The organism is Streptomyces sp. HP-A2021, assembly GCF_022807935.1.
In the GTDB taxonomy this organism is placed as follows: domain Bacteria; phylum Actinomycetota; class Actinomycetes; order Streptomycetales; family Streptomycetaceae; genus Streptomyces; species Streptomyces afghaniensis.
In genome coordinates, this window is the sequence record NZ_CP094344.1 from 6,350,307 (window position 1) to 6,372,434 (window position 22,128).

The window sequence follows — 22,128 nt, forward strand, 5'->3', positions numbered from 1 at the left end:
ACGCATGGATCTTCGACTGCCCGGACTGAACGGGCTGCTTCGGAGGCCCCGGAGGCTCCTCGCCGCCGGGGCCGCCGTCGTCGTGCTCGCGGGCGCGGGAACGTGGACGGCCGTCGCCGGCGACGAGGCGCCCCCGGTCCACCGCACCGACCGGCTCCTGCGCACCCAGGACGGCGTGCGCGTCGACACCTCGTTCTTCACCTCCGGAGGAGACCGCCGCCGTCCCGCCGTCCTGCTCGGCCACGGCTTCGGCGGCAGCAAGAACGACGTACGGCAGCAGGCCGAGGATCTCGCCAGAGACGGTTACGCGGTCCTGACCTGGTCGGCGCGCGGTTTCGGCAAGTCCGACGGGAAGATCGGGCTGAACGACCCCAAGGGCGAGGTCGCCGACGTCTCCAAGCTCATCGACTGGCTCGCGAAGCAGCCCCAGGTCGAACTCGACAAGCCCGGCGACCCCCGCGTGGGCATGGCCGGCGGCTCCTACGGCGGCGCGATCGCCCTGCTCACGGCGGGACACGACGACCGGGTGGACGCCATCGCCCCGGCCATCACGTACTGGAACCTCGCCGACGCCCTGTTCCCGAACGGCGTCTTCAAGAAGCTGTGGGCCGGCATCTTCGTCAACTCCGGTGGCGGCTGCGAGCGGTTCGAGCCCGCGCTGTGCCGGATGTACGAGCGAGTCGCGGAGTCGGGCAAACCGGACGCCGAGGCCCGCAAGATGCTCGACGAGCGTTCGCCCTCCGCGGTCGGGAACCGCATCAAGGTGCCCACCCTGCTGATGCAGGGCCAGTCGGACTCCCTCTTCCCGCTCGGCCAGGCCGACCAGGCAGCGAAGGCCATCCGGGCGGGCGGCGCCCCCGTCGACGTCGACTGGATCGCCGGCGGCCACGACGGCGGCGACATGGAGACGAGCCGGGTCCAGGGCCGCGTGCAGAGCTGGTTCGACCGCTACCTGAAGGACGACAAGGGCGTCGACACCGGCCCCGCCTTCCGCGTCACCCGCACCCTCGGCCTCGGCTCCGGCGACGGCGAACCCCGCCTGACCGGCGTGACCTCGGACCGCTACCCCGGCCTGGAGAGCAAGCAGCGCTCCATCGCCCTGGCCGGCCGCGAGCAGAGCTTCGGCAACCCGCCCGGCGCCAGCCCGCCCGGCGTCTCCGCCCTGCCCGGCCTCGGCGGCGCGGGCGGCCTCAGCCAGCTGTCCTCGCTCGGCGTCGGAATCTCCCTCGACTTCCCCGGCCAGTTCGCCGCGTTCGAGTCGGCCCCGTTCCGCGACGACGTCCAGATCACCGGCTCCCCGACGGCCACCGTCCATGTGAAGTCCACCAGCGACGACGCCGTGCTCTTCGCCAAGGTCTACGACGTCGGCCCCGGCCGCACCCAGCCGGTGCTGCCCTCCCAGCTGGTCACGCCCATCAGGGTCGAGGGCGCCAAGGCAGGCAAGGACGTCACCATCACCCTCCCGGCGATCGACCACGAGGTCGACGACGGCCACCGGCTGCGCCTGGTCCTCGCCTCGACGGACCTCGGCTACGCCTCCCCGGCGACCCCGGCCACGTACACCGTCTCCCTCAAGGGCGACCTGAAGGTTCCCTCGGCGCTCGGCGAGAGCAATGCACAGGGCTCGCTGCCCGCCTGGGTGTGGTGGATGCCGGCCGCCGGCGCCGCGATCGCCCTGGCACTGGTCGTCACGGGACGCCGCCGCACGGCCGCACCCGCCCCGCCGGACCCCGAGCTGGCCGAAGTGCCCCTCCAGATCACGGACCTGACCAAGCGGTACGCCAAGTCCTCCGACCGGTACGCGGTCAAGGACCTGTCGTTCCGTGTGGAGAAGGGCCAGGTCCTCGGCCTGCTCGGCCCGAACGGCGCCGGCAAGACCACCACCCTGCGCATGCTGATGGGCCTGATCAAGCCGGACGGCGGGGAGGTCCGCGTCTTCGGCCACGCCATCAGCCCGGGCGCCCCGGTCCTGTCCCGGGTCGGTGCCTTCGTCGAGGGCGCGGGCTTCCTGCCGCACCTGTCCGGCCGCGAGAACCTGGAGCTGTACTGGCGCGCGACCGGCCGCCCGGCCGAGGACGCGCACATGGAGGAGGCCCTGGAGATCGCGGGCCTGGGCGACGCGCTCGCCCGCGCGGTGCGCACCTACTCCCAGGGCATGCGCCAGCGCCTGGCCATCGCCCAGGCCATGCTCGGCATGCCGGACCTGCTCATCCTCGACGAACCGACCAACGGCCTCGACCCGCCCCAGATCCGCGAGATGCGCGAGGTGATGATCCGCTACGCCGCCGCGGGACGCACGGTCATCGTCTCCAGCCACCTCCTCGCGGAGGTCGAGCAGACCTGCACCCACCTGGTCGTGATGGACCACGGACAGCTCGTCCAGGCGGGGCCGGTCGAGGACATCGTCGGCTCGGGCGACACCCTCCTGGTGGGCACGGCCACGCCCGTGGACGAGCCCGTCGTCGAGAAGGTCGCCGCCCTGCCGGGTGTCGCCTCGGCCGTGCCCGTCGACGAGGGCCTCCTGGTCCAGCTCGACGCCGACGGCACCCCGCAGCGCCTGGTCGCCGAACTCGTACGGCTGGACGTGCCCGTGCGGTCGATCGGCCCGCACCGCCGCCTGGAGGACGCCTTCCTCACCCTGATCGGAGCCGAAGCATGAGCAAGCTCGCCGACCGGGCCGCGCCCGTCGAGGTCGCCGACGGCTACCGCGCGGGCCGCACCCTGCCCTTCCGGGTCGAGCTGGTCCGGCAGCTGAAGCGGCGCCGCACGATGGTCATGGGCGGTGTCCTGTTCGCCCTGCCGCTCATCCTGCTCATCGCCTTCCAGGTCGGCGGCGACCCGGGCGGCAACAACAACCGCGTGAACCTGATGGACACGGCGACGGCCTCCGGCGCCAACTTCGCCGCCGTCAACCTCTTCTCCGCCGCAGGCTTCCTCCTCGTCATCCCCGTCGCCCTGTTCTGCGGCGACACGGTCGCCTCGGAGGCCAGCTGGTCGTCCCTGCGCTACCTGCTCGCGGCCCCCGTGCCCCGGGCCCGGCTGCTGTGGTCCAAGCTCGCCGTCGGACTCAGCCTGAGCCTGGCCGCGCTGGTGCTGCTCCCGATCGTCGCCCTCGTCGTCGGCACGGCCGCCTACGGCTGGGGCCCGCTCGAGCTGCCCACCGGCGGCACTCTGCCCACCGGCACCGCGGCCCAGCGCCTGCTGATCGTCGTCGTGTACATCATGGTGTCCCAACTGGTCACCGCGGCCCTCGCGTTCTGGCTGTCGACCCGGACGGACGCACCGCTCGGCGCGGTCGGCGGCGCGGTGTTCCTGACCATCATCGGCAGCGTCCTCGACGAGGTGACGGCCCTCGGCGACTGGCGTCACTTCCTGCCCGCGCACTGGCAGTACGCCTGGCTCGACGCCGTCCAGCCGCAGTTGCAGTGGACGGACATGATCCAGGGCACGTCGATTTCCGTAACGTACGCGCTCGTGCTGTTCGCCCTGGCCTTCCGCGGTTTCGCCCGCAAGGACGTCGTCTCCTAGGTCAACGGAGGATCACCCACCGGTCTCGAAGGCCGGTCCCCGTGGCCGCTTCGAGACGCTTCCGCAACCCCCCGTACCGCACGTTCGGGCCCCCTGCGCCGTCACAGTCGCAAGAAAGCCGACGCCAACGGACCAAGGGGGCACGGACGATGAAGCCGTACGAGCGGTACCGGACACGCAGGCTGCTGCTGGCGCTCACGGCGGCGGGCGGGCTGCTGCTCACCGCGTGCAGCGGGGGAGCCGGCAGCAGCGAGGGCAGCAATGCCGCCGACCGCGACACCTCGGGTCTGCCCGCGCCCGCCCACGGGGACGAGGACGGCACGAGCGAGCAGGAGGACCGCGAAGCCGCCCCCGACCACCTCTCCACCTTCGCCCTCGACGTCGACACCGCCTCCTACGACTACGCCCGCCGCGCCCTGGCCGACGGCCGGCTCCCCGACCCGTCGACGGTCCGCCCCGAGGAGTTCGTCAACAGCTTCCGCCAGGACTACGAACGCCCCGACGGCGACGGCTTCTCGGTCACCGTCGACGGCGCCCGCACCGACGACGAGGACTGGTCCCTGGTCCGCGTGGGCCTGGCCACCCGCACCACGGAACGCACCGGCGAACGCCCGCCCGCCGCCCTCACCTTCGTCGTCGACGTCTCGGGCTCCATGGCCGAACCCGGCCGTCTGGACCTCGCCCAGAAGTCCCTGTCCGTGATGACGGACCGGCTGCGCGACGACGACTCGGTCGCGATCGTCACCTTCAGCGACGAGGCCGAGACCGTCCTGCCCATGACCCGCCTCGACGGCAACCGCGACGAGATCCACGACGTCATCTCCGAGCTGGACATCCGGGACTCCACCAACCTCGGCGCGGGCGTCGAGACCGGGTACGAGACGGCCGTCGAGGGCCTGCGCGAGGGCGCCACCAACCGGGTCGTCCTCGTCTCCGACGCCCTCGCCAACACCGGCGACACCGACGCGGACACGATCCTGGAGCGGATCTCCGGCGAACGCCGCGAACACGGCATCACCCTCTTCGGCGTCGGCGTCGGCAGCGACTACGGCGACGCCCTGATGGAGCGCCTCGCCGACAAGGGCGACGGCCACACCGTGTACGTGTCCGGCACCGAGGAGGCCCGCAAGGTCTTCTGCGAGCAACTCCCGCGCAACATCGACCTCACCGCCCGCGACGCCAAGGCCCAGGTCGCCTTCGATCCCGAGACCGTCGAGGAGTTCCGCCTGGTCGGCTACGACAACCGCCGGGTCGCCGACGAGGACTTCCGCGACGACCGCGTCGACGGCGGCGAGGTCGGCCCCGGCCACACCGTCACCGCCCTGTACGCCGTCCGCACCGCGCCGGGCGCCGAGGGCCACCTGGCCACCGCCACCGTCCGCTGGCTCGACCCGGACACCCGCGACCCCCACGAGGAGTCCGGCGACCTCGAGACCGACGCCCTCCACGACTCCCTGCGTGCCGCCCCCAGCCGTTTCCAGGTCACCGCGGTGGCGGCCTACTTCGCCGACGCCCTCCGCTCCGGTGACGACCGCTACCACCGCCTCCCCGGAGCCCCGGTCCCCTTCGCCGAACTCGCCGGCCGCGCACGTGCGTTGGCCGGAACCACGGAGGACGGGGCGGTGCGCGAACTCGCCGAGGCCATCGGACAGGCCGACCGCCGCCGGGATTGAACACGGTTGCGGTCTTTCGACATGCGACGCGGGCCAACCGGGTGAACCTGCGGAACCAATTCTCCCGCACCGGGTTGATGAGGCAGTAGAGCATGCGGCGCTACGAGAAAGGAACGCGCAGTGCTCAAGGAGGCTATGAACGTCGCGGCCGCCGCCGCTTCTGCCATCGACATGCCGACGACGGCCGCTGCCCCGGCGCCGGCCGTCGCGATGGGCCAGGGCGAGGAACGCTGAACCGCCTCCGCGGCCCCTTCGGCGCGAGCGAGCACCCCCTACGCCTCATTCCTGTTCAGCGCTGCGACTTTCCACGCGCCACACCGCCGACCTTGGATGTGGATCTCCGTTCCGCGGCCGGCTGCCCCAATTCTTCAAGCAGGAGGACAACTGCAATGCGACAGACCCTGAGCAAGGGAGCGTTCGCGGCGGCCGCCGCCACGGGGATTCTGTCCCTGTATGGCAGCCCCGCCTTCGCTGACTCCGACGCGTCGGGAGTGGCGAAGGACTCTCCCGGTGCGTTGTCCGGGAACAACGTGCAGGTGCCGGTCGACGTGCCGATCAACCTGTGCGGCAACACCGTCGAGGTGCTCGGTGCGCTCAACGAGTCGTTCGGCAACCTCTGCCGCAACAGCTCGCACAAGGGGAAGGGCTCCGGCGCGGACGCCTCGGGAGTCGCGAAGGGTTCCCCCGGCGTGGGATCCGGGAACGTCGTGCAGGTGCCGGTCGACGTGCCGGTGAACGCGTGCGGCAACAACGTCGCCGGCCTCGGGGTGTTCAACGAGGCGTCCGAGAACTCCTGCCACAACAGCTCGGGCGGCGGCCACGGCGGCTACGGCGGCGAGGACGACACCGAGAAGCCGCGTGGTGAGGACCGGACGGTCCCGCCGGCCAAGGACCGTCCCACCCCGCACGACGAGGAGACGCCGGACTCCCCGCCCGCGCCCGAGGAGGACAGCAAGACGCCGTCCACTCCGGAGAAGGAGAGCGGCCCGCTGCCCCAGCTGGCCGAGACCGGAAGTGAGGCCCTGGTGGCCGCCTCGGTCGCCAGTGCCGCCCTGATGGCCGGCGGGGTGATGCTGTACCGCCGCGGGCGCACCACCTGGTCCCGCTAGCCGGCACCGGGTGCCGGACGCGACCCGCCCGGCACCCGCACCCACCCCGGACCGGCGCCCGCCACCACCAGAGGCAGGCCACAGCCGGTCCGGGGACCACACGCCCCGTCACTTTCCTGGTCCCGGCGCGAGGCCCCTGGCTTCCCGGGACACGCATCACCCGCACCCCCCGTCGACATGATCCGGGGGGTGTCGGCCGTCGCGTCACACCGCACCCGCCACCGCCGTCCCCCGGCGCCGGCACAAGGGCGGGCCGCTGACGGCTCCGTCGCCGTCAGCGGCCCCGTGTCACCCGCGCGGTTCCCCGTCAGCGCCGTACCGGCGACGGCGACTCGCTCCGGCTGCCGTCCACCGGTGCGGGGACGGTGCCGCCCACCGGTGTCGCCCCGAGCCGGCGGCGCACACCTCGGACGAGGGTCGACGCCGTGAAGGACGCGCCCTGCACGAAGCGCATGGCCGGGCCGAAGCCCGAGGCCGTCACCAGGCCCGCGAGGAACAGGCCGCGGTAGGAGGACTCGAAGCTGCGCCCGACCTCCGGGGAGCCGTCCGGCAGTGCCGCGAGCGTTCCGCGCAACTCGGGGGAGAGCAGTCCCAGCCGGTCGCAACGCGCCCGGAACCCGGTCGCGGCGATGACGTGTTCGGTCTCCAGGCTGCGCAGGGCACCCGCGCGGCTCACCGTGTCCAGCCGTACCCCGCCCGGCACCGCACAGGCCGCGGTGACCTCATGGCCCGGCAGCAGCTCCACCACGCCCTCCACCCGGTCCCGCACCCACCACGCGCCCGCCGGCCCCAGCGCCGTGGTCGCGATGCGCGCCCGGGTCGGCTCCGGCAGCCGCCGGAAGAGGCCCGGACGCTCCGCGTAGAACCAGTTGCGCCATCCGGGGCCGAGCCCGCTGTGGGGCGAGCGGGCCGACTGCCACCAGGGGCGCTCCCAGGGCGGCGGCACATCGTTCCACCGCAGCTGTTCCGCCCGCGCCAGCACCCGGACGCGCGTGCCCTGTTCGGCGAGCAGCGCCGCCGTCTCCAGGGCCGCCTGACCGCCGCCGATCACTGTGACGTCCTTGCCGCGGAAGCGGTCGAGGTCGCTGTGGTGGCTGCTGTGCGTCACCAGCGCGGGGTGCAGTCCGCGCAGTGCCTGCGGTACCTCGACGAACGGCATCACACCGACCGCCAGGGCGACCGTCCGCGCGTGCACCTCCTCCCCGTCCTCGGTGACCGCCGTGAAGCCGCCGGGCCCGGCCGACACACGGGTCACCGTGCGCTCGTCCACCTCCGGCACGGCGTGGCGGGCGAACCACAGGCCGTACTCCGCGAACGCCTCGACGGGAATCGGCTTCGCGTGACGTGCCGTCAGGCCGTGCTCCGCGCAGTAGACGTCCAGCCGCCACCGGCCGGCCGGGTCGGAGAGGTTGGACGCCCACGGTTCCGACTTCAGGAACATGCCGCGGGGCATGTTGTCCCGCCAGGAGGCCATGGGCCGGCCGAACACGCGCAGGTTCAGCCCGGCGGCCGCGGCGTGGGACGCGATAGACAGGCCGTACGGGCCTGCGCCCACCACCAGAAGGTCGTACACCATCAACTGCTCGCTTTCTCGTTGTCGGTCAGGGAGGGCGAGGCCGCCCGGGGGATCAGCGGGGGCGTCGGCGCGGTCGTCGTGGTGCCCAGCCGTTCACGCAGCCGGCGGGACACGTGCCGGCACCACTGGGCCCACATGACCCGTCCGGGGGCGCGGTCGTCCGCGGCGTACCAGGCCAGTTCACGCCCGCCCGGCGCCGCACGCAGCGCCGCCAGCGGCGCGTAGTTCTCCACCACGAACGCCCGCCCGGCCAGCGGGGCCCCGGCCGGCAGTGGACGGCCCGTCAGATCCAGGTGCAGGGCCCGTACGACGTCCAGGCCCGCGCTGTCCGCGAAGAGCCGGAACTGGGCGCCGGCGCGCGGGTTGAAGTCGAGCAGGTGGTAGCGCCCCGTCGCGCCGCAGCGGCGGAAGTCGAGGTCGAAGATGCCCCGGTAGCCCAGCTCGTCGGTGAGCCGCTCGGACAGCGCCTGCACCTGCGTGTTGGGCGTCCAGCAGCCGACCGCGGTCAGCCCCGCCCCGCGCGGCCAGGACAGCTGCTTGCGGCCCGGTCCGCCCGCGCGCACGGTGCCCGAGTGGTCGGCGTAGCCGTGGAAGAACCAGTCCCGGTCCGGCCCCGGTGCCAGGTACGCCTGGAGCAGCAGCCGGCTGCCCGCTTCCCCGGTGCGCAGGAACAGCTCCCGCGCCTGCTGCACGGAGCGGACCAGTACCGTGCTGCGCAGCCCGCTGCCGACGGGCAGCAGCCAGGGCCGGCTCCACTTCGCCACCACCGGCAGCCCGAGCCGCCGCATGGCGTCGGTGACCTCCGCGGGACTGTCCGGGATCAGCGTCGTCGGGTGCGGGACGTCGGTGGACGCGCACACGGCGGCCAGTTCCGCCTTGTCGGCGACGCGTTCGGCCAGAGTGCCCGGCATCGAGGGCAGCAGGTAGGAAGGGGCGAGTTCGTCCCGCATCCGTCCCACGGCGATCGCGCTCGCGTCGTCCAACGGGACCAGCACGGCGGGGCGCGCGATTTCGTCGGCCACGCGGCGCAGCACGGCGAGAACGTCGTCCGGGGACGCTCCCGGGAGCGGCGGGGGATGCATCTGGCGTACGTAACGTGACGCGCCCACGGGACTTCCCGCGGAATCCGCGACGACGTGCACCTCCACTCCTGACCTGCCGAGCGAACGCGCGGCCCCCAGGGTTCCGTGGTGAAAGGGATTCCGGTCGATCCGCAGCAGCACAGCGGGGACGCGGGTGTCGAGCAGCGACACGAATTCTCTCTTTCTCTTCGATCGGCTCACCCGCACGGGCGAGCCCGGCACTCGAAAGTCGTAACGGTTGTGGCGCTATTGGCTTTTCTGTGACTGACTTCATATGACTGCCCGTCAATAACACAAACGCTGGCAGTGGTCCGGACGAGAGCGAAGAAAGGAACAGGCATGGCCCCACAGCACAAGCGGGCCGGGGTCCGCCGGCTGGCCTTGGGCGCGGCAGCGGTCGCCGCGTCGGCCGCCCTGGCGTCCGGCCTCGCAGCGGGGGTGGGGGTGGCGCGAGCCGCCGATCCGCGGGCTCCGGCACCGAGCCCGACGCCCGTGGCCACGCCCTCGGCCCTCACTCCTCCGGCCGTCCCCCTGCCCTCGGCGCCGGCCCCGGCCACCACCCCGGCGGTGGGCGGGCAAGCCCCGGCCTTCGGTGTCTTCCTCAAGTCCGACAGCCGCGGTGTGGCGCGCATGCCGCTGTTCAGCCACTGGCTGGGCGGCACGGAGCTCCGCGCCGGCCACACCTATCTGCCGGGCCACCGCTGGCGCGACATCGAGGGTTCCGCCGACTTCCTGAAGGTGTGGGCGCACTGGCGCAACAAGAAGCCCGACCGGATGCTCGTCCTCAACGTCCCCATGCAGGAGCGCAACGAGGAGGGCGTCTCCGACAGCGAGGTCCGGCGGCTGCTGCGACAGGGCGCCGCCGGGGAGTTCGATCACCACTTCCGTGTCCTGGCCGAGCGGCTGGTGGAGTTGAAGGTGCCGGACACGATCGTCGTGCTCGGCTGGGAAATGAACGGCACCACGTACACCCATCGGTGCGGGCCGGACCCGGAGGCCTGGAAGAAGTACTGGAATCGGATCGTCACCACCATGCGTTCCGTGCCGGGCCAGAAGTTTCGGTTCGATTTCACGCCGAGTCGAGGCGTGGACGCCGTTCCCTGGACGAAATGCTATCCGGGAGACGACACGGTGGACATCATTGGCATGGACTCCTATGACCAGCCGGCCGGGATGTCGTTCGACCAACAGGTGAAAGAACCCTACGGGCTGCAGCACCACGTGGATTTCGCGAAGGCTCACGGCAAACCCATTTCCTATCCGGAATGGGGTCTCTTCCGCAACGGTGACAATGCCGAGTACATGCGGCGCATGCTCGCCTGGATGGAGGAACACAAACCGCTCTACAACACGCTGACCGACTACTGCCCGCACGGTGTGTGGCAGTGCGGGGCCAACCCGAGGTCGTCCCACCTCTACCGGTCCGCCCTGTTCGGCCGCACCGACCCGGGGACCCCGCCCCTGACGCCCACGCCGAAGCCGACCCCGCCCAGCACGCCGCCGCCCCCGGCGGACTGCACGCCGCTCGACCTGGGCAGTTGGGTGGAGGAGTGGCTCGGCGGGAAGCTCTGCCTGCGCTTCGACTGGTGGTAGAGCACGGCGAAACAGCGCTCCCCGGCGCCGTGTCCGGCCAGGCCCGCCGTCGTCACCGTTGTCCGCGCACATCGGCGGCGGCGGCCGGGCCGGGCACCGAGGGGGCCGGGGCGGGTTCGTCGTCCTGGCCGGTCTTCCGCGGCCGCGCCAGCAGGGCCAGACCGCCCAGCAGACCGCCCGCGCTCGCCCCTACCAGACCGGTCACCGCCGGGGACGCGGACGTCGGCTCGCTCGGCTCCACCGCCCGCGAGAACTGCACGAGCCGCACGTTGGTGTTGCCCCTGGTGTCGTCCGCGTGGCGGGTCAGCGAACGGGTGACCGCGTTCGCCATGTCGACGGCGAGGCCGGGGCGCGAGGAGGTGGCCGAGACGGCGACCATCGGCGCGTCCGGCGACGTCGCCGTGCGCACACTGCGCTGCAGGGTGTGCACGGGCACCCCCGCGTACACCTGCGCGTCCCCGAGCACGGCGAGCTGGGTGGCGACCCGGCCGTACGCCTGGGCGAAGCCGAGGGCGGCGTCCGGCGTGGACTTGTCGGTCGGTACGGCGATGACGTAGCTCGTGGCCGTGTACGTGGAGGGGGTGAGCAGGCCGTACGCACCGCCGAGCAGCCCCCCGGCGAGGGTGCCGGCCGCGAGCACGGACCACAGGGGAAGCCTCTTGAGACGAGCCAGGGACAGGCGGCGCCGGCGGGTCGGAGTGTCGGTCATGAGGAGGTGGCTCCCAGAGGTGAGAGGGACGGTGAACCGGAGACCGCTGCCGCGTACACGTCCGTCAGACGGGCCGCGCAGTGGGTGATGCTGTAGTGGTGGGCGACCTCCGAGGCGGTGCGCGGCCGGGCGCCGGCCTCGCGGACCTCGGCGATCGCGCGGGCGTATGCCTCGGGGCCGCCGCACACCCGCCGGGCGCCGGCGGCGGACGGCGGCCGCACATCTTCGATGGCCGGACAGGAGGCGTAGAGCACGGGCAGGCCGGACGCCAGCGCCTCCACGGCCGCCAGACCGAAGGCCTCGTCCGTGGACGGGGACGCGAGCAGGTCCATCGCCGACGTGAGCGAGGGCAGGTCCGGGCCGGGCGAGCCGTCGGGCACGTAGGGACGTTCGCCGGTGAACACGACGCGGCCGGCCACGCCGGCCTCGTGGGCCGTGCGACGCAGGGCGTGCTCCTCGGGGCCGCCGCCCACCAGCAGCAGCCGGTGGTCGTCCGGGAGCAGGGTGAGCGCGCGGACGAGGACGTCGAACCGTTTCCCCGCGGTGAGCCGCCCGACACCGCCCACCACCCAGGCGTCCTCCGGCAGGCCGAGGCGCCGGCGGGTCTGCTCCCGCCGCTCCGGGTCGAAGCGGAAGCGGTCCAGGTCGATGCCGTTCGGGACGACCTCGATGCGGGGCGCGGGCACGCCCCAGCGCTTCAGGCGCTCGGCCACCGTCGGGGAGACGGCGACCGTCGCCGAACCGAGCCGCTCGCTGGCGAGGTACAGCCGGCGCACCCCGGCCGTCAGCCTGCGGCCCTCCATCTGCGAGTCGCCCAGGGAGTGTTCCGTGGCGACGACCGCCCGGACCCCGGCCAGGCGTGCCGCGAACCGGCCGTAGACGCAGGCGCGGTACAGGTGGGTGTGCACCAGGTCGTAGCCGCCGGCGCGGATCAGCCGGACCAGGCGCGGCAGCGCGGCCAGGTCACGGTTGCCGCCCATGCCGAGATGCATGACGCGGACGCCGTCGGCCGCGAGGCCCTCGGCGACCGCACCGGGGTTGGTGAGCGTCAGGACGTCGCAGTCGACGGGCAGGTGACGCAGCAGCAGGCGCAACTGCTGCTCGGCCCCGCCGACGCCGAGGCCGGTGATGATGTGCAGAGCCCTCATCTCACAGGCCCTCCACCGGACGCCGGCGCAGCCGGTGCAGCCAGTGCTTGAGGTTCAGGCGCCATGCCGTGTCGTCCTGGCCGACGTACACGCGCGGCAGGGCGTGCGGACCGGTCAGCGGGCCGGGGTCGATGGCGCAGGCGTAGGTGTATCCCGCTTCCCGTACGGCCCGGACGGCGCGGGCGTCGATCGTGCCGTAGGGGTAGCAGAAGCCGGCGACCTGGGCGCCGGTCAGCTCCTCGAGCTGGGCGCGGCTTTCGACGACCTCGGCCTTGAGGGTGAGGTCGTCCGCCTTGGTGAGGTCGACGTGCGTCAGCCCGTGCGAGCCGATCTCCACGCCTTCGGCGGCCGCGTGCCGGATGCCGTCCGCGGTCAGCAGCGGCTTGCGCGGGCCGAGCGGATCCCAGGCGTTGTCGCCGCCGAGCCGTCCGGGCAGCACGAAGAGGGTGGCGCCGCAGTCCCAGCGGTGCAGCAGCGGCAGGGCGTCGGTGACGAAGTCGGCGTACCCGTCGTCGAAGGTCAGCCCGACCAGGTTCCGCCCCTCGCCGCGGGCGCGGGCGGCGAGCAGCTCGGTCACGGACACGCCCCGCAGCCCGCGCCGGCGCAGCCAGGCCAGCTGCCTGCCGAGCCGCTCGGGCGTGACCGTGATGCGGTACGGGTCGTCCGAGCAGTCGCCCACCGAGTGGTACATCGCCACCCAGGGGACCGGACTCCGGTGCGGGGCCGGGGGTCTGCCGGTGTCGAGGGAATCAACGGAAGCGGCCATGTGTGAGCCTTCGTGTGACGGCGCGTAGGAAGCGCAGAGCGGACGCGGGACTCTGGGCACCGAGGGCCCAGGTGAGCGGGACGAAGACGAAGGTCACGGTCAGGCAGCCGGCCGCGAGGCCCGACGCCGGGGACGGCAGCCGGCTCGCGGCGAACGCGCCCGCGGCCGTGGCAACGACCGCGGCGCACACCAGCCTGGTCAGTTCGGCCAGGACCCGCCGGACACGGACCGAGACGCTGTGGGGGCTGTTCAGCCGGCCCGTTCGCAGCCCGGCGAGCAGCAGGGCGGCCGTGACGGTGATGCCGAGGGCGTTGGCGGCGGCGATCCCCGCCACGCCCCAGGAGTGCACGGTGGCGGCGCCGATCCAGGACGTCACGGCGATGCCCGCCGCCATCGCGCCGAGGGGGTACCAGCTGGCCCGGCCCGCCGAGAAGTAGGAGCGCACGAGGGCGCCCACCAGGGTCTGGCCCAGCAGTCCGAGGGCGTACACGCGCATGACGTCCGCCGTCGCCGCGGTGTCGCTCGCGGTGAACGCGCCCCGCTGGAAGAGCAGTTCGATCATCTGGGGGGCACAGGCGATCACCGCGCACATGCCGAGCAGCACCAGACACGAGGCGAGCGCCAGATCCCGCTCCACGCGGCTGCGGGCCCGCGCGGTGTCGCCGTCCGCGAGGGCCCGCGCCACCACCGGGAAGGTGACGGTGCACACCATCAGCGACAGCGTCATCGGGATCTGGGCGACCTTCTGCGCGTAGTTCAGGTGCGAGATGGCGCCGGCGGGCAGGCCGGAGGCGAGGAAGCGTTCGGCGAGGACCTGCGACTGGCGGCACAGGGCGAAGAGGAGCACGGCGGCGACCAGGGCGAGTTGCATCGGCCGCTCCTCGACCTGTGCCCCGGCCCTGGCGACGGGCGGCGTACGCGACGCCAGCCGCCGCCACAGCGACGGCAGTTGCACCGCCACCATCAGACAGCCGCCCGCCGCGACCCCGACCGCGGCGGAGCGCACGCCCCAGCCTTCGCCGAGGAGGAACATCGCGGCGATGATGCCGGTGTTGTAGGCGACGTAGATCGCCGCGGGCGCGAGGAAACAGCGGTGGGCCCGCAGGGCGGCACTGCAGTACCCGGCGAGCCCGAAGGCCAGCACGCAGGTTGCCGTGATCCGGGTGCAGTCGGCGGCGAGCCCGGGGTCGGGCAGGCCGGGGGCGAGGGCCCGGACCAGGTAGGGAGCGGTGCCGGCGACCAGCGCGGCCACCGCGGCGAGGGCGAGGCACAGCCGGGGCAGGGTGGCGCCGACCAGGGCGCGGACCGGATCGCCCGGGGCGCCCCGGGCGCGGCGGGCCAGCGCCATGCTGAACGCCGGGATCAGTGCGATCGCCAGCCCGTCCTCGATGAGCAGTGTGGAGGCGAACTCCGGAACGGTCCACGCGACCAGAAAGGCGTCCGTGTCGCTCCCGGCGCCGAACAGCCGCGCCAGCGACTGGTCGCGCACCAGGCCGAGCAGTGAGCCGACGATGGACAGCGACGCCGTGACGAGCGCGGCCCTGGCCAGGAAGCTTCCGGAGACCGACGCCGCGGAGGCCGGGTCGGCGCCGTCAACGGCCTTGGTGGCGGCACGCGCCGGGGGCACGGTCGCCATGTCGTCCGTTTCGGGCCCGGGGGACTGCGAGGGCACCACCGTCATCGCGCCAGGGCCTCCTCGGCGGGTTCCCGCACCCCGCTGCGGGGCGCGTCCCCACGCGTCTCGCCGGTCAGCGCCCACCACGCCCCGAGCCCCATGGCCACGGCCATCAGCACGGTCGAGGGACCGCCGATGTCTCCGTACATGAAGTCGGTCAGCATCCAGACCAGCAGCCCGCAGGCGACGAGACCGCAGTCGAGGCCCGGGCCGCGGGCGCGGACGCGCACCAGGCGCCGCAAACCGCACACCAGCAGCGCCAGCCAGCTCCCGGCGAGCGCGAGCAGCCCGATCAGGCCCTGCTCGCTCAGGACCAGCAGGTACATGTTGTGCGGGGACAGCAGCGGCTGCTTCTGGTACGCCATACCCCCGCCGTCGGTCTCGCTGCCCGACGACAGCGCGAGCGTGGCGTGCCCGTCCCGGTACTCGGGGAAGCCCTTCAGCCCGACACCCGTCAGCGGGTGCTGCCGCCAGATCTCCGTGGCGGACGCCCACAAGGTGTACCGGTCGACGACGGACTGGTCGGGGGCGTCGGCGACCTGGGCGATGCTGTCGATCCGCTGCTGCAGAAGCGCCGAGCCCACACCGAACCCGCCCACCAGGATCACACCCGCGGCGAACGTGGCCGCCACCACCTTGAGCGCGCGCCGCAACCCGGCCAGCACCAGCTGCAGGGTGCACGTCAGGACGGTCGCGATCCAGGCTCCGCGGCTGAAGGAGAGCGCGAGCGGCAGCAGCAGCACCACAGCGCACGCGGCGGCGGTCACCCGCTGCCGTACGGACAGCCGGCCCAGCGCGATCCCGACCGCGCACACCAGGCCGAGGGAGACCGCCGTCGCCATGCCCATCACGTCGTGCGCCCCGAAGGTGCCGACCGCCCGGATGTTCTCGCCCTGGTAGGAGGCGCCGGTCCGGGTGACGAACTGGTGGACGCCGACGGCCCCCTGACACAGACCGAGCCCCACGAACGACCAGGCCACCAGCCGGAGGCCGGCCCGGTCGCGGAGCAGCAGCAGCACGGCGGCCGGAACGAGTACGAAGGTCTGCAGATAGCGTCCCAGGCCGGTGAGCCCGGCCTGGGAGGAGAACGCCCCCATGGCGGCGAGGGCGAGCCCCACGACCGGCAGGCCCAGCACCACGGCAGCGGCGGGCGACAGCGGGCGCCGCCGTTCGAACATCAGACGGATCACGCAGTACACCACCATCAGCCCGGAGAGCACGTCGGCGGGCCCCGCGCCGTCCGGCGTCAGCGGCAGCGCCAGCAGGGCGGGTACGGCCACCACGGGCAGGGCCGGTGCCAGCGCGGCGACGCGGCGGGGGAGCGGTGTCAGTGCGAGGCTCACCTCTGTCAGCTCCCCGTGGGACGTACCACCGTGGCCGCGGTGCGCAGCAGGATGCAGACGTCCTGCCACAGGGACCAGTCGTCGATGTAGGCGTTGTCGAACCGGCAGCGGTCCTCGATCGAGGTGTCGCCGCGCAGACCGTGGATCTGGGCGAGGCCGGTGATGCCGGTCCGCATGCGGTGGCGGACCGTGTAACCGGGGTAGGTCTGGCCGAACTGCGCCACGAAATAGGGGCGTTCGGGGCGCGGCCCGACCAGGCTCATGTCGCCCCGGAGCACGTTCCACAGCTGCAGCAGTTCGTCGAGCGAAGTGCGCCGCAGCATCCGGCAGAACCAGCGCATCTCGTTCTCGTTCGCCACGCTCCACCGGGTCGCCGACTCGTGCTCGTCGACCGGGCGGTGCGTACGGAACTTCAGCAGCGTGAACGGCTCGCCGCCCCTGCCGATGCGCTCCTGCCGGAACACCACGCCCGGCCCGTCGCTGATCCGCAGTGCCACGGCGAAGACCAGCAGCAGTGGGCTGACCAGCACCAACAGCGTCCCGGACACGAGAATGTCGAGCGCCCGTTTGGCCGCGCTGCCGCGCCGGGCCGGGGACATGTCCAGGCGCCGGCAGGAGAACCCGGCCAGCCGCTCCCGCGTCGCGTACGACGGGGAATCGGCGTCGACCTCCCAGACCACGCAGCCCGACTCGGCCAACGCCCGCAGCAGCGGCTCCTGTTCGGCGCGTACGGAGGGGTGAACGGCCAGCACCGCCCGCACCCCGTTCTGGATGACCGCACGCTCGACCTCCTCAGGGGTCGTCAGCACCGGCAGGCTCTCGGTGCCGTCCGGCTGCTCGGCGACGATCCCCACCGGCCGCACGCCGCACCGGGGGTGACGCAGTACGGCGGCGGCCACGCGCTGCGCGGTCGCCGCCGGGCCGAGGACGAGTGCGGTGTGCGGGTGGCGCAGCAGCGCGCCGCGCCGCCGCGCGTGCACGGCTCCGCGCAGCACACAGCCGGCCGCCGCGTGCAGGGCGAGGCCTGTCAGCACGGTACGGAGGGTCAACGCGTGCTCCGGCCGGTACGCCGCCAGGAGCGCCGCGAGTGCCAGCCAGGCCACCGCGATGCGTCCGCACACGGCGGGCAGTTCCTCCAGCAGCCCCGGTACCGGCGGCCGCCCGTCGCGCCGGCGCAGCAGCAGCGACATGACGATCAGCAGGGTGACGAACAGTGGATGGCGCTGGGCTTCGGTGAGCACCGGCGCGCCCGCCAGGGCGGCGACGCCGTCCGCGACGAGCAGCGGGACGGGGGAGGCGGGGCGGGCCGGGCGCCCCGGGGCGGACGGCCGGAAACCGGTGGCGGTGCCGCGTGGCGGCATGACCGAGACTGGTGAGGATCCGTGGTCCCGTGGCGGTACGCCGGGGGAGGGCACGGTACGTTCGGCGGTCACGAGTGGATGGACTCCCTGTACTCGGTGGGCTCGACGCGCTGTGGTGTCCGGTTCGCCTCGGCGCCACGTCCGGTGCCGAGCGGCTGACCGCGCTCAGCGCTGGGGGTGGTGGCGGTCCATGGGCCGAGCAGGTCGCGATAGACGTCCGAGACGGCCTCGGCGGTGTACCGCACGTCGTGGGTGGACAGCACGTGCCGGCGGCCCTGGCTGCCGAGCGACTCGCGCAGCAGCGGGTCGGCCAGCAGCTCGGTGACGGCCCGGGCCAGCGCCGCCGGGTCCTCCGGCGGGACCAGGCACCGGGCGGCGAAGGAGGGTGGCAGGCTCTCGCGGGCGCCGTCGACGTCCGTGACCACCACGGGCCGCCCGCAGGCCATCGCCTCCAGCGGCGCCAGGGCCATGCCCTCCCAGCGGGACGGCAGGACGACGAGATCGGCGGCCTGGTACCAGGGGGAGGCGTCGGCGACGGCTCCCGCGAACACCACGGACGGCGGGGCGCCTTCGCGAAGCCGGTCGTGGTCCGGCCCGTCGCCGACCAGGACGAGGCGGGCGTCGGGCACCTGCTGCACGACGGCTTCCCAGGCCCGCAGCAGGACGTCCTGCCCCTTCTGCCGGCACAGCCGCCCCACGCACACGGCGAGCGGTGCCGCCGGGTGGATGCCGGCGAGCGGTGCGAGCCCGGCCCGCACGGCGCCCGCGGCGGCCGGGTGGAAGCGCTCGGGGTCGATGCCGTTGGGGACGACGGTCCACCGGCCGGTGATCCTCGCGTCCATGCCGGTGGCGCGTTCCGCCTCGCTCACACACACCACGCGTGAGGCCCAACGTGCCCCCCAGCGCTCCCACATGAGCGCCAGGGCCGCGGTGCCCCCGCTGACCGCCTCGAACGACCAGGCGTGCGGCTGGAAGACCGTCGGAATCCGCCCGCGTACCGCGAGCCGTCCGGCGAGCCCGGCCTTCGCGCTGTGCGCGTGCACCAGGTCGGGACGCACCTCGTCGATCACCCGCGCCAGATGCCGTACCTCCCGGACGAGCGACGTCCCCGGCGACCGCGTCGCGTGCCAGTGCCGTACGCGCGCGCCGAGCGTCCGCAGCTTCGTGGTCAGCGCGCTGTCGGGGCAGGCCACGGTGACGTCCAGGCCGTCCGACAGTTGTGCCCGGACCAGATCCGTCACGACGCGCGCGACGCCGCCGTCCACCGGTTGGGTGAGGTGCAGGACTCTTGGGAGAGGGGCGGTGGATGGCAGGTGCATGTGGGCGGATTCCTTGCTCGCGAAGGTGTTCGGGGCGGGCGGCGACAGAGTCACCGCCGTGCGTCCACGGCGACGAAGAGCACGCCGGCCCACGCCGCGTCCTGCTGGGAGTGGAGCCGGAAGGTCGCCTGGTCACCGGCGTGCTGCAGGCCTCCGAGATCGAACACGTCGGAGTCGTAGCCGAGGTTGTTGGCGTACGCGGGCACGCGCGCCGCATCCGCCCCGGGCTCACTGATGGTGGAATTGAGGACGTCGCCTTGGGGGTTGGCGGCATTGGCGAGGGCGGACTCGGACTGGCCGGTCGTCACGGTGAGCGAGTCGCCGGTGGTGCCGCGGTCGCCGTTGTACGTCACCAGGCCCGCACGGCCCCAAGCGCCCGCGGCGAAACCGAGATCGGTCATCCGGATCTCCTGTGCCGCACCGGACCTCAGCGGGGTGAAGCCGTCCCAGAGCGCGAGGTGACGCAGTGGCTCCGACGGGTTCTCGTAGACCACCACGAGCGTCCAGCCACCCCACGCCCCGGCCGTCGATCTGCCCATGGCGATGTTGATCTGCGCCACGGTGTACAGGCCCGGCCCGCCCTCCCGCACCAGCCGTGTCACGTCGGCCGAGGCCTGGAAGGCGTCCATGCCGTCGGCCACGCGGTGTCCGACCGTGGTGTCCGCGACCAACTCCTTGTACTCTCCGCCGGGTTCGGCGACCAGCACGCGCCCGTTGTCCTGCGGCGGCTTCTGTTCGCCCACGCGCAGGTTGCCGCCCCAGTAGAGGCGCGCGTACGTCACCCGGGAGCCGTTGGGGAGGCGGACCTCCGCGCGGGAGGAGTTGTAGGTGTTGGGGTCGCGGTCGACGTCGACGTAGAACATGTCGAAGTCGCCGTTCACACCGGACCCGCCTGCCTGGGCGTCCGGGCACGCAGGCCTCTGGGCCGTGCGGCAGGTGATCGATGCGTTGGCCGCGCGCACGATGCCGCCGTGCTGCAGTGCGCGGTACCGCTCGGCGAAGGCGAGGCTCTCGGCCTCCGGTGCGGGCGCGGCGGCCGGCGCGGCGGCCGGGGAACCGCCGGCCGCCCACATGGCGGCAAGGGCCAGGACGCCCACGGTCGCGCGGCGGAACACGGGGCCCAGAGAATGGCGCATGACCGGTCGTTGCCCTTTCGGAACAGGTGGCCGTGGCGGCAGCGCCACGAGTGCGATGTGTCCGCGCTGAGGAGTGCGTCGGGCGGTTCGCAACTCTAGTCAACAATCGGACATAGTCGAAGAAATTCGGTGAAGTCTGACAAGTGTGTCGGAATCGTGAAACCGCAAGTCCTCGCCGGTTCCGGCCGCCGCCTTTGATGCCGGCCCGGCGCCTCCACCCGGGGGAGCCCGGTGCCTTACTCCGGGAGGGGCCGACGAGGGGACGCCCTGACATACCGTCTGATCAGGGTGGGCGCGGCGAATGGGGGAATTGTTAAATCCCGAAAAGCGTATGAGCGGTTGCGGGAAGGCACGGGCGCTTTCACGGTGGGCTCAAGATCCAACGCCGTCGAAAGGAATCTCCATGTGTGCTCTGCCCGCACGGCGCATCGCGTCCAGCGCCCTGTGCGCCGCCCTTCTGGTCGGTATCACCGGCCCCGTCGCCATGGCGGCCGACTCGGCCCGCGGGCACGCTCATGTGGCGCCCGACACCCGGCTTCCCGGCGCGGACAGGCGTCTCGCGCAGATCGAGAAACTCAACTGGGGCGAGCTCACCCCCGTCGCCGACCTGCTGAACGCCGTGCTCCGGAGCAACGGCCGACTGCCCGCGGCCGAGGCCAGGAAGCTCGGAGCCGAAGCGAAGGCCGCCCTGGCCGAGGCGGCCGGCAAGGACGCGCGAACCCCGGCGACGTCGACGGTCGTACTGTTGCCGGCTCCCGCCCTGCCGGCCCTGCCCGCCCTGGTGTCCGGGGTGCCCGAGCGGCGCGCCGCCGACCCCGTGACCGACCTGCTGGACCTCGTACTGGGGGCTGTCGACGGTCTCCTGCAGGCGATCACCTCTGGTGTCGGCGGCATCCTTCCCTCCGTCGACGACCTGCTGAACGGGGTGGACGATCTCCTCGACGCACTGCTCGGAGGCGACCTGCTGCTTCAGGACGAGCCCGCTTCGTCGACTGCGTCGACGTCGTCCAGCACATCGCCCAGCACGTCGTCGACGTCGGCACCCGCGGCCGTCACGTACCCCAAGGCCACGGTGCTGACGCCGCTGCTGTCGCCGCCCTCCTGAGCCTGTCCAGTCGTGGTGCCGGCCTCACGGAGCGGCGCCACGACTGTCGTTCCTTCCGCTCTTCTTTCCGCGCGGCTTCTCGTATTCCTCCGGTTCCTTTCCGTTCCGCGACCCGGTCTGTTAATAGATCTCGTATGAGGTATCGGCAATCTTGGGCGTCTCCGGTTTCCGCCCAGGCCAGGGCTCGTTAGGCACGGCGACAGAATCCCCTCCGGCGACGCGCGTTGCCGAAGAAAGGAACACGATGAAGTCTCTGAAGGCTGCCGCCGTCTTTGCCGGGTCCTTGATCGCCGCCGGTTCCGCCACACCCGCGTTCGCCCAGGACGCCATGGTCGCCCCGAGCGCTCCGGCCGCTCAGAGCGTTCCGGACGTGCAGGCCGCTCCGGTCGCCCAGAGTGCTCCGGTTGCTCAGGCTGCTCCGGTTCAGAGCGCGCCCGTCGCCCAGAGCGCTCCGGCTGTTCAGAGCGCCCCGGTTGCCCAGCCTGCCCCCGCCCCTCAGCCGGCCCCGGTCGCTCAGCCGGCCCCCGCCCCCCAGCCCGCTCCGGTTGCTCAGCCCGCTCCGCAGCCTGCTCCGGTCGCTCAGCCGGCCCCCGCCCCGCAGCCTGCTCCGGTTGCCCAGCCGGCCCCCGCTCCGCAGCCTGCTCCGGCCGCCGAGAACACCCGCGACCTGGCGTCCACCGACCTCACCGGCGGCGTGAGCACCAGGGTTCCCCTCGATGTGAGCGCTCAGGGCAAGGAGTCGCTGGTCCACACGGCGAAGAACGCCGCCTCCGCGGTCAACGACGCCAAGCCGGTGCACGGCAACCTGTGGTTCTAGAGCTGGGACCACGTCGTACGGAGGGTCGGTCCTCGGACAGTTCGAGGGCCGGCCCTCCGCGTGTGTCCGGCCGGTGACGCGACCCGCTCCCCGCCGGGACGGACGCCGGCGATCACTTGTCTGGCCGCGCGGCGGTGACCGCGCGGGACGTCCGGCGGTTACGGCTACGACACCGGAACCGGACGAGG

17 protein-coding genes are annotated in these 22,128 nt (G+C 73.0%); 7 read left to right on the forward strand and 10 right to left on the reverse strand.

Annotated features, from left to right (window positions below; translation table 11 throughout):
- The first annotated feature begins 4 nt into the window (after positions 1–4).
- From MQE23_RS28715 to MQE23_RS28730, 4 genes are all read left to right on the forward strand, one after another.
- Positions 5–2,659, forward strand: coding sequence for a CocE/NonD family hydrolase (locus MQE23_RS28715; protein WP_243380645.1), 2,655 nt, complete (start codon positions 5–7; stop codon positions 2,657–2,659).
- Complete coding sequence (locus MQE23_RS28720) at positions 2,656–3,528, forward strand: ABC transporter permease (RefSeq protein WP_020273556.1); 873 nt, start codon at positions 2,656–2,658, stop codon at positions 3,526–3,528. Before MQE23_RS28715 ends, MQE23_RS28720 begins: the two co-directional genes overlap by 4 nt.
- Positions 3,529–3,677: 149 nt before the next feature.
- On the forward strand, positions 3,678–5,201 hold the full coding sequence (locus MQE23_RS28725; RefSeq protein WP_243380646.1) for a VWA domain-containing protein: 1,524 nt from the start codon (positions 3,678–3,680) through the stop codon (positions 5,199–5,201).
- A 389-nt stretch (positions 5,202–5,590) separates the two neighbouring features.
- A complete protein-coding gene (locus MQE23_RS28730) occupies positions 5,591–6,310 on the forward strand; it encodes a chaplin (protein WP_243380648.1) in 720 nt (239 codons plus the stop codon).
- A gap of 307 nt (positions 6,311–6,617) precedes the next feature.
- On the opposite strand, the gene MQE23_RS28735 is transcribed toward MQE23_RS28730, so the two are convergent.
- A complete protein-coding gene (locus MQE23_RS28735) occupies positions 6,618–7,886 on the reverse strand; it encodes an NAD(P)-binding domain-containing protein (protein WP_243380649.1) in 1,269 nt (422 codons plus the stop codon).
- Positions 7,886–9,139, reverse strand: coding sequence for an ATP-grasp domain-containing protein (locus MQE23_RS28740; protein ID WP_243380650.1), 1,254 nt, complete (start codon positions 9,137–9,139; stop codon positions 7,886–7,888). Before MQE23_RS28740 ends, MQE23_RS28735 begins: the two co-directional genes overlap by 1 nt.
- Before the next feature lie 168 nt (positions 9,140–9,307).
- Here MQE23_RS28740 and MQE23_RS28745 point away from each other — a divergent pair, with 168 nt between their 5' ends.
- The gene (locus MQE23_RS28745; protein WP_243380651.1) at positions 9,308–10,561 is read left to right on the forward strand and encodes a glycosyl hydrolase; all 1,254 of its coding nucleotides are present in this window, start codon (positions 9,308–9,310) and stop codon (positions 10,559–10,561) included.
- Positions 10,562–10,613: 52 nt separating this feature from the next.
- On the opposite strand, the gene MQE23_RS28750 is transcribed toward MQE23_RS28745, so the two are convergent.
- Genes MQE23_RS28750 through MQE23_RS28785 form a run of 8 tightly spaced genes read right to left on the reverse strand, consistent with a single transcriptional unit; the run spans position 10,614 to position 20,018 of the window.
- A complete protein-coding gene (locus MQE23_RS28750; RefSeq protein WP_037670077.1) occupies positions 10,614–11,270 on the reverse strand; it encodes a hypothetical protein in 657 nt (218 codons plus the stop codon).
- A complete protein-coding gene (locus MQE23_RS28755; protein ID WP_020273547.1) occupies positions 11,267–12,418 on the reverse strand; it encodes a glycosyltransferase in 1,152 nt (383 codons plus the stop codon). Before MQE23_RS28755 ends, MQE23_RS28750 begins: the two co-directional genes overlap by 4 nt.
- Before the next feature lies 1 nt (position 12,419).
- Entirely contained in the window at positions 12,420–13,184 is a 765-nt protein-coding gene (locus tag MQE23_RS28760) for a polysaccharide deacetylase family protein (protein WP_082319910.1), read from the reverse strand.
- A complete protein-coding gene (locus MQE23_RS28765; RefSeq protein WP_243380652.1) occupies positions 13,168–14,865 on the reverse strand; it encodes a lipid II flippase MurJ in 1,698 nt (565 codons plus the stop codon). Before MQE23_RS28765 ends, MQE23_RS28760 begins: the two co-directional genes overlap by 17 nt.
- Entirely contained in the window at positions 14,862–16,202 is a 1,341-nt protein-coding gene (locus tag MQE23_RS28770; protein WP_243380653.1) for an O-antigen ligase family protein, read from the reverse strand. The genes MQE23_RS28765 and MQE23_RS28770 overlap by 4 nt, the downstream gene beginning before the upstream one ends.
- A 5-nt stretch (positions 16,203–16,207) precedes the next feature.
- Positions 16,208–17,635 carry an exopolysaccharide biosynthesis polyprenyl glycosylphosphotransferase gene (locus tag MQE23_RS28775; RefSeq protein ID WP_243380654.1) on the reverse strand — a complete coding sequence of 476 codons (1,428 nt, stop codon included), beginning with the start codon at positions 17,633–17,635 and terminating at the stop codon, positions 16,208–16,210.
- Positions 17,632–18,882 carry a glycosyltransferase gene (locus tag MQE23_RS28780; RefSeq protein ID WP_037667369.1) on the reverse strand — a complete coding sequence of 417 codons (1,251 nt, stop codon included), beginning with the start codon at positions 18,880–18,882 and terminating at the stop codon, positions 17,632–17,634. Before MQE23_RS28780 ends, MQE23_RS28775 begins: the two co-directional genes overlap by 4 nt.
- A 50-nt stretch (positions 18,883–18,932) precedes the next feature.
- Positions 18,933–20,018 (reverse strand): hypothetical protein, encoded by a 1,086-nt coding sequence (locus MQE23_RS28785; protein ID WP_037667365.1) that lies wholly within the window; start codon positions 20,016–20,018, stop codon positions 18,933–18,935.
- A gap of 403 nt (positions 20,019–20,421) precedes the next feature.
- Between MQE23_RS28785 and MQE23_RS28790 the strand changes: the two genes are divergently transcribed.
- Positions 20,422–21,123: a hypothetical protein gene (locus MQE23_RS28790; RefSeq protein WP_020270407.1), complete on the forward strand. Its 702-nt coding sequence runs from the start codon at positions 20,422–20,424 to the stop codon at positions 21,121–21,123.
- Positions 21,124–21,367: 244 nt separating this feature from the next.
- Positions 21,368–21,940, forward strand: coding sequence for a hypothetical protein (locus tag MQE23_RS28795; RefSeq protein ID WP_243380655.1), 573 nt, complete (start codon positions 21,368–21,370; stop codon positions 21,938–21,940).
- The last annotated feature ends 188 nt before the right edge of the window (positions 21,941–22,128 follow it).

Bases quoted from the DNA above. Each gene is read 5' to 3' on its own strand.
- MQE23_RS28715 (WP_243380645.1), top strand. From the start codon at position 5: ATGGATCTTCGACTGCCCGGACTGAACGGGCTGCTTCGGAGGCCCCGG.
- MQE23_RS28720 (WP_020273556.1), top strand. From the start codon at position 2,656: ATGAGCAAGCTCGCCGACCGGGCCGCGCCCGTCGAGGTCGCCGACGGC.
- MQE23_RS28725 (WP_243380646.1), top strand. From the start codon at position 3,678: ATGAAGCCGTACGAGCGGTACCGGACACGCAGGCTGCTGCTGGCGCTC.
- MQE23_RS28730 (WP_243380648.1), top strand. From the start codon at position 5,591: ATGCGACAGACCCTGAGCAAGGGAGCGTTCGCGGCGGCCGCCGCCACG.
- MQE23_RS28735 (WP_243380649.1), bottom strand. From the start codon at position 7,886: ATGGTGTACGACCTTCTGGTGGTGGGCGCAGGCCCGTACGGCCTGTCT.
- MQE23_RS28745 (WP_243380651.1), top strand. From the start codon at position 9,308: ATGGCCCCACAGCACAAGCGGGCCGGGGTCCGCCGGCTGGCCTTGGGC.
- MQE23_RS28750 (WP_037670077.1), bottom strand. From the start codon at position 11,270: ATGACCGACACTCCGACCCGCCGGCGCCGCCTGTCCCTGGCTCGTCTC.
- MQE23_RS28755 (WP_020273547.1), bottom strand. From the start codon at position 12,418: ATGAGGGCTCTGCACATCATCACCGGCCTCGGCGTCGGCGGGGCCGAG.
- MQE23_RS28760 (WP_082319910.1), bottom strand. From the start codon at position 13,184: ATGGCCGCTTCCGTTGATTCCCTCGACACCGGCAGACCCCCGGCCCCG.
- MQE23_RS28765 (WP_243380652.1), bottom strand. From the start codon at position 14,865: ATGACGGTGGTGCCCTCGCAGTCCCCCGGGCCCGAAACGGACGACATG.
- MQE23_RS28780 (WP_037667369.1), bottom strand. From the start codon at position 18,882: ATGCACCTGCCATCCACCGCCCCTCTCCCAAGAGTCCTGCACCTCACC.
- MQE23_RS28785 (WP_037667365.1), bottom strand. From the start codon at position 20,018: ATGCGCCATTCTCTGGGCCCCGTGTTCCGCCGCGCGACCGTGGGCGTC.
- MQE23_RS28790 (WP_020270407.1), top strand. From the start codon at position 20,422: ATGTGTGCTCTGCCCGCACGGCGCATCGCGTCCAGCGCCCTGTGCGCC.
- MQE23_RS28795 (WP_243380655.1), top strand. From the start codon at position 21,368: ATGAAGTCTCTGAAGGCTGCCGCCGTCTTTGCCGGGTCCTTGATCGCC.